This window comes from Rhodococcus sp. NPDC057135 (genome assembly GCF_042670865.1).
In the GTDB taxonomy this organism is placed as follows: domain Bacteria; phylum Actinomycetota; class Actinomycetes; order Mycobacteriales; family Mycobacteriaceae; genus Rhodococcus_F.
The window spans coordinates 128,487-139,780 of the sequence record NZ_JBHUUU010000019.1 but is presented as its reverse complement, the minus strand read 5'-3'; the positions used below and the strand labels follow the sequence as shown (position 1 = coordinate 139,780).

At 63.3% G+C, this 11,294-nt stretch carries 10 protein-coding genes; 6 read left to right on the top strand and 4 right to left on the bottom strand.

The features are described from left to right. Positions 1-45: 45 nt before the first annotated feature. The 3 genes from ACFT1A_RS28005 to ACFT1A_RS27995 all read right to left on the bottom strand — a co-directional run bounded on the left by ACFT1A_RS28005 (position 46) and on the right by ACFT1A_RS27995 (position 3,271). Complete coding sequence (locus tag ACFT1A_RS28005) at positions 46-1,437, bottom strand: glutamate decarboxylase (RefSeq protein WP_378449659.1); 1,392 nt, start codon at positions 1,435-1,437, stop codon at positions 46-48. A 143-nt stretch (positions 1,438-1,580) separates the two neighbouring features. Next, a complete protein-coding gene (locus ACFT1A_RS28000) occupies positions 1,581-2,348 on the bottom strand; it encodes a sensor domain-containing protein (RefSeq protein ID WP_378449658.1) in 768 nt (255 codons plus the stop codon). Continuing rightward, on the bottom strand, positions 2,345-3,271 hold the full coding sequence (locus ACFT1A_RS27995; RefSeq protein ID WP_378449657.1) for a hypothetical protein: 927 nt from the start codon (positions 3,269-3,271) through the stop codon (positions 2,345-2,347). The genes ACFT1A_RS28000 and ACFT1A_RS27995 overlap by 4 nt, the downstream gene beginning before the upstream one ends. A 68-nt stretch (positions 3,272-3,339) precedes the next feature. Between ACFT1A_RS27995 and lspA the strand changes: the two genes are divergently transcribed. The 5 genes from lspA (at position 3,340) to dnaE (ending at position 10,203) form a co-directional block, all read left to right on the top strand. Beyond that, entirely contained in the window at positions 3,340-4,041 is a 702-nt protein-coding gene (gene lspA / locus ACFT1A_RS27990; RefSeq protein WP_378449656.1) for a signal peptidase II, read from the top strand. After that, positions 4,038-4,964: an RluA family pseudouridine synthase gene (locus ACFT1A_RS27985; protein ID WP_007733161.1), complete on the top strand. Its 927-nt coding sequence runs from the start codon at positions 4,038-4,040 to the stop codon at positions 4,962-4,964. The genes lspA and ACFT1A_RS27985 overlap by 4 nt, the downstream gene beginning before the upstream one ends. Beyond that, a complete protein-coding gene (locus ACFT1A_RS27980; protein WP_378449655.1) occupies positions 4,961-5,632 on the top strand; it encodes a hypothetical protein in 672 nt (223 codons plus the stop codon). The genes ACFT1A_RS27985 and ACFT1A_RS27980 overlap by 4 nt, the downstream gene beginning before the upstream one ends. Beyond that, entirely contained in the window at positions 5,629-6,567 is a 939-nt protein-coding gene (gene rarD, locus ACFT1A_RS27975; RefSeq protein ID WP_378449654.1) for an EamA family transporter RarD, read from the top strand. The genes ACFT1A_RS27980 and rarD overlap by 4 nt, the downstream gene beginning before the upstream one ends. Before the next feature lie 99 nt (positions 6,568-6,666). After that, entirely contained in the window at positions 6,667-10,203 is a 3,537-nt protein-coding gene (gene dnaE, locus ACFT1A_RS27970) for a DNA polymerase III subunit alpha (protein WP_378449653.1), read from the top strand. 95 nt (positions 10,204-10,298) lie between these two features. Here dnaE and ACFT1A_RS27965 read toward each other — a convergent pair whose 3' ends face one another. Further along, entirely contained in the window at positions 10,299-10,532 is a 234-nt protein-coding gene (locus tag ACFT1A_RS27965; RefSeq protein ID WP_378449652.1) for a hypothetical protein, read from the bottom strand. A gap of 222 nt (positions 10,533-10,754) precedes the next feature. On the opposite strand from ACFT1A_RS27965, the gene ACFT1A_RS27960 reads away from it, so the two are divergent. After that, a complete protein-coding gene (locus ACFT1A_RS27960) occupies positions 10,755-11,189 on the top strand; it encodes a nitroreductase family deazaflavin-dependent oxidoreductase (RefSeq protein ID WP_378449651.1) in 435 nt (144 codons plus the stop codon). Positions 11,190-11,294 lie beyond the last annotated feature (105 nt).

Here is an 11,294-nt window from a genome sequence, read left to right as displayed (position 1 = left end):
GCCCGAAAGGGAGTCGACGGCCGCTCGTTTGTGCGACAAGCGACGTCAGTGATGGAATCCCTCGGTGACGCGCGGCCGCGGCATCGGGCTGTCCAGTTCGTCGAGGAACGCGGTTTCCTCCTCGATGATGCGCAGCAGATTGGCAGCCAGGTCCATGCTCAGCCCGTTACGAACCACGATGCGCTGCACTGTCAGATCCGCGAGATCATCGGGCATGGGATAGGCCGGCACCAACCAGCCCTTGCCGCGGAGTCGGTCCGACAGGTCGTACAGCGTCCAGTTGGACGTGTGCCCCTCGGCGAGGCGCCACGCGAAGACCGGGATGTCGGACCCGTCGTTCCACAGCTCGAAGGCGTCGAGTTTCCCGATCCCTTCGGCGAGGAACTTCGCCACGTCTTGCGAGGACTGCTGGATCGCGCGATAGCCGTCGTGACCGAGACGCAGGAACAAGTAGAACTGCAGGATCACCTGAGCGCCGGGGCGCGAGAAGTTCAGTGCGAAGGTCGGCATGCTGCCGCCGAGGTAGCTCACTTTGAAGACGAGGTCGTCGGGAAGTAGATCCTGCGATCGCCAGACCACCCATCCGAGGCCCGGGTAGACGAGTCCGTACTTGTGCGCCGAGGTGTTGATGGAATGCACGCGCGGTAGTCGGAAATCCCATTCGAGTTCGGGCTGCAGGAACGGTGCGATCATCGCACCGGAAGCGCCGTCGACGTGAATGGGGACGTCGAGGCCGGTCTTCTCCTCGATGGCGTCGAGCGCCTTCGAGATTTCCAGGACAGGCTCGTACATCCCGGTGTACGTGACACCCATGATCGCGACGACGCCGATGGTGTTCTCGTCGACGTACTTGTCCAGATCATGACCGTCGAGGGTCCGATGTTCTTCGCTGATGGGCACGTAGCGCGCTTCGACGTCCCAGTAGTTGCAGAACTTCTCCCAACACACCTGTACGGCGGAACTCATGATCAGATTGGGTTTGTCCGTGGACTTACCCGCGGCCTTTCGTGCGTGCTGCCAGCGTCGTTTCATCGCGAGGCCACCCAGCATGCAGGCTTCGGACGAACCGATCGTCGAAGTGCCGATGGCGTCCTTGGGAGAGGGTGAGTGCCAGAGATCGGCAAGGATGCGCCAGCAATAGGTTTCGATCGCGGCGGTTTGCGGATACTCGTCCTTGTCGATCATGTTCTTGTCGAACGACTCGGTATACAGCTTGGTTGCGTGGTCGTCCATCCACGTGCTGACAAACGTCGCGAGATTGAGTCGCGCATTGCCGTCGAGCATCGTTTCGTCGTGGACGATCTGATAGGCGGTCTCGGGAAGCATGCCGTCGGGTTCGAGTGTGTATTTCGACGCAACCGAATCCTCGCCTGGCCTCGAGAAGATCGGATTGACGGCTACGTAATCGGTGTGATCTGACCTTCTGGGTTCCGGCATGAACTCTGGCTCCTCACATCTGTGTGTCGCGTTGGTCTGTTTCGTACCTACTCTCACCGTTCAGTGTGGACGGGCAGTTGTCAAAGGGTCTGTGGTCCCGAATCATTCGCGAGTCGCCCGGACCGGGCAGGTTCCGCTCGCTGCTACGGCATTTGCGCGCGCAGACGATCCGCAGCAGCCGAGGCCATCGACTGCAGAACGTCGGGTGCGATCGGACTCGGCGCCGTCGCGGACACCTGTGTCAACGTCGTCCCCACGGCTACGACTATCGCATCGGCCACCAGGGTGAATCCGCCACTCTCCGTGATGATTCGGTAAGCGAAAGATGCGTCACCGACATTCGGCGCCGACGATCCACCGGCGCGATAGGTGATTTTCGTTCCGTCGGCATCTGTTCCCGAATACTCTGTGCACCCAGCCAGAGTCGTCTGCAGTTTCTCGAAAGCTGCTGCTGCCGCAGTGCCGTCGGCGTACGAAGCCGAGTCCTGATCGATGCTCGTGAAATCGGGGCCGGTGAACATGTCGGAGAGGTCGGCGACGGATCCGGTGGCCTGGGTGGCTATCGGCGCCAGAACCTGAGCGCACACCGCCGGATCGGTGCTCGACTTGTCCGCCTCCGAACTCTCCGACGCCGGTGCGAGGCCGAGGTCGTCGACCGGATCGGGAACTATGTCGAAGTCCGCGGGTAGTTCGGAGAGGGTGAGCGCTGCGCGTTGGAGGCCGTCACGGTCGAGGGGTGCCCCGCTCAGGGGTGCGGCCGGAGCAACCGTGAACGGCGCCAAGCCGACCTGGGGTGCGGAAACCTGCGTAGTCGTATCGCTGCTGGGGGATTCGTCCGAGCCGCAGCCGGTCACGACGAACAGTGCCGCCGTCGCCGTCAGGCCCAGTGAGAGAAGCGATCGACTGTTCACGATTCCCACCGAATGCTGTTCGAGATGGTCTGCCGGATCACCGAGGAACTGTCCGGATCGCCGTATGCCTGGTCTCCGCCGACGGTCATCTGTCCGTCGATCGGCAAGGGGAGTGAGAGGTCGACGGTGAGGTTTCCAGCGCCGGCCATGACGTACTGATCGATGTTCAGCGTTCCGGCGTCACCGGCCAGGTTCCAGACCGGGCTCTGCGGGGTCTGCGATACGTCCACGGCGAGCGAGAGCCGATTGCCCTCGCGTGCAGTGAGAGTGACGGTGGTTGTCTGGTCGAGCAGGATTTCGCTGCTGACTTGCTGGCGAACCACCCAACGCGCACCGACACCGACGGGAGCGTCGGGAAGTGCAACGGTCCGGTAGACCGCTTGGCCGAGCGCCTGCTCGATCGCGGCGCGGGCGGCATTGGCCGAGTTTGCGGACGGCTTCAGCCGTAGGGCGGTGATGGCGCCCGAATCCGTGACGGACAATCCAGCCGCAGACCCGTCGGCCCCGCTCAGTGCGGCCTGCAACGTTGCATCCGGCGAGGTCATCGACGACAGCGTCAGGTCTACGACCGCCGTGGGATCGTCGGCTGTCACGTTTGCCGAGAGCGGAATCGTGATCTCCGGCGAAGAGAAATCCTGCGCCGGCTGTTGATCGATCTGTTGACTCACGACGGCCTGGGTGACGAGCGTCGCCGTCTGCGTGGTGCCGACAGGCAAGTTCGTACGCAATACCTCGCGCGGCTCGCTTCCCGCATCGAGTACTTCGACCGTAGCGGCGGTCACCGGAACAGTGACTTCACTCGGCGAGGGGGTCGGAGTGTTCGGAGGTTGATCCGAGTCGCCGCAAGCGGTGAGAACGGTGGTGAGAGCGAGGGCAGCGAGGGCGAACGGAACGCGTCGGCCGGTCGTGGACAGCAGTGGCACGCGCTCCAGGCTAGCCGCAGTTGCAGAGTGCGTGACCCGGTGCGGTGAACATGAGGGATGATGGTTGCGTGAGTACAGACCACCCAGACCGAGATGTCAACGCGGAGGATCAGCCGATTACCGAAATCTCGAAGGCCGACGAGCCCGAAACCGTGCAGCAGAAAGACGCGAAACCGGAAGTTGCGGAATCTGAGGGCGGCGACCCGGCCGAGTCGTCGGCTGCGAAGCCCCGCAAGCTGACCACGCTCATTGCCATCGCGGCGGTCATCCTGCTCTCGGACATTCTCACGAAGGTGTGGGCTGTCGCCGCAGTCAAGCCGGGGCAGCCGATCGAAATCATCGGTGACGTGGTCACATTCACGATGGTGCGCAATCCGGGGGCAGCGTTCTCGATGGCGACGTCGATGACGTGGATCCTCACCCTCGTCGCAATCGGTGTGGTCATCGGTGTGATCAAGATCGGTCGCACGCTCCGATCACCGTGGTGGGCGCTCGGTCTCGGCCTGGTTCTCGGCGGCGCGCTGGGTAACCTCGTCGACCGATTCTTCCGCTCTCCCGGAATCATGCGCGGACATGTGGTGGACTTCGTCTCCGTCGGCTGGTGGCCGGTGTTCAACATCGCGGATTCCGCGATCGTCTGTGGCGCGATCCTGCTCGTCATCCTGACACTGTTCGGCTTCGAACCCAACGGTGAACGTCTGCGTGATCACAAGACGGACGACAAGAAGCTCACCGATTCGAAGGCAGCAGCCGAGGGGGAAACCAAGTGAGGGAATCGCGTTCGATGCCAGTGCCCGACGGCCTCGACGCCATGCGCGTCGACGCGGGCTTGGCGCGCCTCCTCGGACTCTCGCGCACCGTGGTCGCGACACTCGCGGAGGAAGGCTCGGTACTCGTCGACGGTGTGGCTGTCGGCAAGTCCGATCGTCTGACCGCTGGGTCATGGCTCGAGGTCGTCTTGCCCGAACCACCGCGGCCGTTGACCATCGAGGCGACGCCGGTCGAGGGGATGGAGATCCTCTACGCCGACGACGACGTCGTGGCAGTCGACAAGCCCGTCGGAGTTGCTGCGCACGCCAGCGTCGGTTGGACAGGACCGACCGTCATCGGTGGACTCGCCGCGGCCGGTTTCCGGATCTCGACGTCCGGTGCCCACGAGCGCCAGGGAATCGTCCACCGTCTGGACGTCGGTACGTCGGGCGTCATGGTGGTTGCCACGTCCGAGCGCGCGTACACGCTGCTCAAGCGGGCATTCAAGCAGCGGACAATCGACAAGCGCTACCACGCTCTCGTGCAGGGACACCCCGACCCGAGCAGCGGAACCATCGACGCCCCGATCGGTCGCCACCACGGTAACGACTGGCGGTTCACGGTCACGGCCGACGGCAAGCCCAGCGTCACGCACTACGACACCATCGAGGCGTTCCAGGCCGCGAGTCTGCTGGACGTGCACCTCGAGACCGGTCGTACACACCAGATTCGCGTGCACTTCTCGGCATTGCGCCATCCGTGCTGCGGCGACCTGACGTACGGCGCGGACCCTCGACTTGCCGAAAGGCTCGGCCTCGAGCGCCAGTGGCTGCACGCCGTGTCTCTAGGATTCGCACATCCGGCGGACGGTCGCTGGGTCGAGATCAAGAGCAAGTACCCGAAGGATCTCGAACACGCACTCGAAGTTCTCCGGTCCTCATGACACCGCGCGGGCTTGTTCCCGCGTTGGCCGTCGTCGCAGTGGCGGCGGTGGTCGGTGTGGGGTTCGCGAATCCCACACCGACCCCGCCGATCAGGACGGACACTCTCGGTCCGGACAGTGGGGAAGCTGTGCCGGAGTACCTCGATCGAGCGCGAGATTCTGTTGCGTCGGTCGACGGGCCGGTGTGGGCCTTGGTCTCGTTCACGAAGGCACTCACCGTCGACGAAGTCATCACGACGACGAGCAGCTCTCAGGGTTCGAGTGTTCGCGTGTCCGATGTTCGGGTGGCGAGGGTCATGTTTCGAGTACCGATCGAGCGCGTCCAGACGCCGCTCATGTCCGTACCCGTTCCCGACAACGACGAGGCAGTGCGCAGATCGCCCGGTGTTGCAGCTACGCGGTTGGTGGCGCTCGGCGGCGACACCGATCGACAGCAACAGGTGGCGCTCGCGTCGGCGAAGCAATTGTCCGCCGGATGCGCGTGCGCGGTGGGTGTGCTGGTGCGAGCTACTCCTGAAGGACTCGAAGCGATCGGACGTGAGTCGAATGTCCGTGCAGTGGAGGCGTTGCCGTCCGACGCCTCGCCGTGGTTCGCGGCTGTTCGCCCCTTGCTGCCGGAGTACGTGGACGTCGTTGCTCCCGGCCCCGATGACGGCCCGGTCCCGTGAGCGAGGACAAACGCGGTAGATCCGGTTCGTCCTCGGGGATCTTCTACGGAGTAGCGGCTTTCCTGTTGTGGGGAACGTTCCCGGCTTTCTTCGGGCTTCTCGACTTCGCAGATCCGGTCGAGATCCTGGCGCACCGAGTGGTGTGGACCCTTCTGCTGATGCTGATCGTGTTGGCCTGCGCCGGCCGCCTCGGATCACTTCGCGGAATCAGTGCGCGCACCTGGCTGCTGGTGACCGCGGCGTCAGCGGCGATCGCGGTGAACTGGGGGACGTACATCTATGCCGTGGTGTCCGGCCGCGTCGTGGAGGCGGCCCTCGGGTACTTCATCAACCCGCTGGTCACCGTTCTGCTCGGCGTCGTGATTTTCCGCGAAAGATTGCGCCGCGCTCAGGTTGCCGCGCTCGTCCTCGCCGCCACGGCAGTAGTCGTGATCACGGTCGACTTCGGCAAACCACCGATCGTCGCATTGGTGCTCGCCGGTTCGTTTGCCACCTACGGGTTGGTCAAGAAGGTCGTTCCGCTCGATCCTCGAACCAGTTTGACCGCCGAGGGAGTTGTTGCCGCACCCTTCGCGGTCGGCTACCTCGTGTTCCTCGGCCTGACCGGGGCCGGCGCCTTCATCAGCAGCGGCGCCGGACACAGCCTGTTGCTGCTCGCGGCCGGCCCGGTCACCGCGCTGCCACTGCTCCTTTTCGGCGTCGCCGCTCAGCGAGTTCCGTTGGCGACGATGGGCATGCTGCAGTACCTCACCCCGGCGCTGCAGATGGCGTGGGGCGTGGCCGTCATGCACGAGGACATGCCGGCGTCACGGTGGATCGGCTTCGTTCTGATCTGGGCCGCGCTGGTGATCTTCACGACAGACACCTTCGTCGCAAGCCGGCATTCTCGGCGTTCGATGAGGTCGAGCGTCGAACCTGAGGTTCCGGTCACGTGATCCGAGGCGGCACGCTGCGACTCCACGATGGCGGTCGCCGACCGTGTCGGCAGCGCGGCATACACTCGATCTCGCTCCCAGACCTTCAGAGAGGCGCACGTGGCTGACTCGTTCGTACATCTTCACAATCACACCGAGTACTCGATGCTCGACGGTGCGGCCAAGGTCGGCGCCATGTTCGAGGAGGCCGCTCGTCTCGAAATGACCGCCGTCGGCATGACCGACCACGGAAACATGTACGGCGCCAGCCAGTTCTACAACGAAGCCAAGAGCGCCGGCATCAAGCCGATCATCGGCATCGAGGCCTACATCGCGCCGGAATCCCGCTTCAACACCAAGCGAGTTCTGTGGGGAGACCGCAGCCAGAAGTCCGACGACGTCTCCGGTAGCGGCGCGTACACCCACATGACGATGGTGGCCGAGAACGCGACCGGGCTCCGGAACCTCTTCAAGCTGTCCTCGCTCGCGTCCATCGAAGGCCAGCTCGGCAAGTGGCCGCGCATGGACGAGGAGCTCATCGCATCGCACGCCGAGGGCATCATCGCCACCACCGGTTGCCCGTCGGGTGAGATCCAGACGCGTCTTCGTCTCGGTCACGATCGCGAGGCTCTCGAAGCTGCCGCGAAGTGGCAGGAGATCTGGGGACCGGACAACTTCTTCCTCGAACTGATGGACCACGGTCTCTCGATCGAGCGCCGTGTGCGCGAGGGCCTGCTCGACATCGGCAAGCAACTCGGTATCCCGCCGCTTGCCACCAACGACTGCCACTACGTCACCAAGGACGCCGCCGAGAACCACGAGGCGCTGCTCTGCATCCAGACCGGCAAGACGCTCTCGGATCCGACGCGCTTCAAGTTCGACGGCGACGGCTACTACCTCAAGTCCGCTGCCGAGATGCGCGCCATCTGGGACAACGAAGTACCGGGGGCGTGCGACAACACCGTTGCCATCGGCGAGCGCGTGCAGTCGTACGAGGACGTCTGGGCGTTCCACGACCGCATGCCGATCTTCCCGGTCCCGGAGGGCCACACGCAGCAGACCTTCCTGCGCGCCGAGGTGATGCGCGGACTCGACCGCCGCTTCCCGAGTGGACCTCCGCAGGAGTACCTCGCCCGCGCCGACTACGAGATCGGCGTCATCAACGAAATGGGCTTCCCGGCCTACTTCCTCGTGGTCGGCGACCTGATCAACCACGCCAAGGACGTCGGGATCCGCGTCGGACCCGGTCGTGGATCGGCTGCCGGTTCGTTGGTGGCCTACGCGATGGGTATCACCAACATCGACCCCATCCCGTACGGGTTGCTGTTCGAGCGATTCCTCAATCCCGAGCGCGTGTCCATGCCCGATATCGATATCGACTTCGATGATCGCCGTCGCGGCGAGATGGTTCGCTACGCGACGGACAAGTGGGGCAACGACAAGGTCGCCCAGGTCATCACCTTCGGCACCATCAAGACCAAGGCAGCCATCAAGGACTCGGCTCGCGTCCAGTTCGGCAAGCCGGGCTTCGCCATCGCCGATCAGATCACCAAGGCACTCCCGCCGCCCATCATGGCCAAGGACATCTCGGTTTCCGGTATCACCGATCCGAAGCACGAGCGGTACAAGGAGGCCGTCGAGGTTCGGGCGCTCATCGACTCCAGCCCGGACGTCGCGAAGATCTACAAGACAGCGGTGGGTCTGGAAGGGCTGATCCGTAACGCCGGTGTGCACGCCTGCGCGGTCATCATGTCGTCCGAACCGCTCACCGACGCTATCCCGGTGTGGAAGCGCGCCCAGGACGGCGCCATCATCACCGGTTGGGACTACCCCTCGTGTGAAGCCATCGGTCTGCTCAAGATGGACTTCCTCGGCCTGCGAAACCTCACGGTCATCGGTGACACCCTCGAGAACATCAAAGCCAACCGCGGCATCGACCTCGACCTCGACACGTTGCCGATGGACGATGCGGCAACCTACGAACTGCTCGCCCGCGGTGACACTCTCGGCGTGTTCCAGCTCGACGGCGGCGGTATGCGCGAGTTGCTGAAACTGATGCAGCCCACCGGATTCGGCGACATCGTGGCCGCATTGGCGCTGTATCGACCGGGACCGATGGGTGTGGACGCCCACATCTCGTACGCCAAGCGCAAGAACGCCTTGGAAGACGTCAAGCCGATTCACCCCGAGTTGGAGGAGCCGCTCGCGGAGATTCTCTCGGAGACGTACGGCCTGATCATCTACCAGGAGCAGATCATGCAACTGGCGCAGAAGGTGGCCGGTTACACCCTGGGTCAGGCCGACTTGCTGCGTCGCGCCATGGGTAAGAAGAAGCTGTCCGAGCTGGAGAAGGCGTACGCCGGGTTCCGTCAGGGAATGCTGGACAACAACTTCAGTGAGGCGGCCATCAAGGCGCTGTGGGACACGGTCCTTCCCTTCGCCGGCTACGCGTTCAACAAGTCGCACTCCGCCGGATACGGGCTCGTGTCGTACTGGACGGCGTACCTCAAGGCGAACTACCCGGCCGAGTACATGGCCGGTCTGCTCACCTCTGTCGGTGACGACAAGGACAAGTCCGCGATCTACCTCGCAGACTGCCGCAAGTTGGGCATCACCGTGCTTCCGCCGGACGTCAACGAATCGCGAGTCGACTTCGCGACCGTCGGCGACGACATTCGTTTCGGTATGGGGTCGGTGCGCAACGTCGGCGCCAACGTCGTGGCCTCGATCATCAAGGCGCGTACCGAGAAGTCGAAGTTCACCGATTTCTCCGACTACCTCGGCAAGATCGACGCGATGGCCTGCAACAAGAAGGTCACCGAATCTCTCATCAAGGCCGGTGCTTTCGACTCGTTGGGTCATCCGCGCAAGGGTCTGATGTTGGTTCATGCCGACGCCATCGATTCCGTGATGAGCACCAAGAAGGCGGAGGCGATCGGCCAGTTCGACCTCTTCGGCGGGGCTGAGGCTGACGAGTCGATCACCTCGGTGTTCGACGTCAAGATTCCCGAGGAAGAGTGGGACTCCAAGCATCGCCTGGCGCTCGAACGAGAGATGTTGGGGCTGTACGTCTCCGGCCATCCGCTCAACGGTGTCGAGCACATTCTTCGGCAGCAGTCCGACACGTCCATCGCCGCGATACTCGAAGGCGGCGTTCAGGACGGCGCCCAGGTCACTCTCGGCGGCATCATCGCCTCGGTGGATCGCCGGGTCAACAAGAACGGTCTGACCTGGTGCATCGTGCAACTCGAAGATCTCGTGGGTGGAATCGAGGTGCTGTTCTTCCCGCAGGCGTACGCCGTGTACGGAATGGACATCGCCGAGGATGCCATCGTGTTGGTCAAGGCTCGCGTCTCGATCCGTGACGATCGGATGTCGTTGATCGGCAACGATCTTGCGGTGCCTGATATTTCGGCGATCGGGGTTGCGCGTCCGCTGTCGGTCTCGTTGCCGCTGCGACAATGCACCAAGGACAAGCTCAGTGCACTCAAGCAGGTGCTGACCAGGCATCCGGGAACGTCCGATGTCCATGTCCGGCTGATCGGAGGAACCGAAATCAGCTTGTGGAAGGTCGACGACGTCCTTCGGGTCGAACCGTCCTCGGCGCTGATGGGTGACCTGAAGGCATTGCTCGGACCGAGCTGTCTGACGGTCTGACCGCCGACCGAGCGGACCTGAATCGAACGAAGGGGCCTTGCTGCTGATGCAGCAAGGCCCCTTCGTGGTCCGTCGGAGATCGGGGAGTGCGGTGATCAGGTGGTGCGTGAGTAGTGAACACGTCGCGTCCACCAGGTGATCACCGTTGCTGTTGCGGCAGTAAGTACGGCCACCTGCATCGACTGCGTGACGGCACCTGCGACGACGAACAGCACGAAACCGACTACGAGAGCTTCGATCTTGTACAGCGGCCACCGTGTCCCGGCCAGATCGACGCAATGGTCGGGTGAGGGGCGTGATTCGCGAGTGGAGATATCTGCGGTGGTCATCTCGTCCCTTTCCCGGTGCAGTCTTTTTCACGATGTGGCACGGCTAGCTGATACGGCTGTTCGAAGCTGTGGTTTCAGAGTAGCCAGAGATGAGAGTTCGGGCAAGCGAACTTTATTGATCGGCAGCTCACTTAATCGATCAACCCGGGGAGTGCGTCGGCGACAGACCTGGTCGGCGTGGTTCGGTGGCCAAGGCAGTCGAGTGGGTGTTCACTGGTACACATGCCAATCACAGGTGAGTACGAACCCAGTCCAGCGTCGTGGGCCGCCGATCAGGTCGCACGCATCGAGAACTCCGGCGGCACCGAGGGAAACGACATGAACGGCATGCCCGTCGTCGTTCTCACGACCATCGGGGCAAAGTCCGGCAAGGTCAGGAAGACGCCGCTGATGCGCGTCGAGCACGACGGTTCGTATGCCGTAGTGGCTTCGCTTGGTGGCGCCCCGAAGAATCCGGTCTGGTACTACAACGTCGTAGCGAATCCGCACGTCACGCTGCGTGACGCGACGCAGGTCTTCGACCTCGTAGCTCGTGAAGTCACCGGAGACGAGAAGGCGGTCTGGTGGGAGCGCGCTGTCGCTGCGTACCCCGACTACGCCGATTATCAGACGAAGACCGATCGTGAGATCCCGGTCTTCGTGCTCGAACCCAAGTAACGCAGTCCTCACGAAACGGCAGTCCACAAGAAGCACTGCATAAACCACAAGTAAATCGTCACTCGCGGGGGTCGGCGATCCCGACGCCCGTGAGTGTGTCATGGA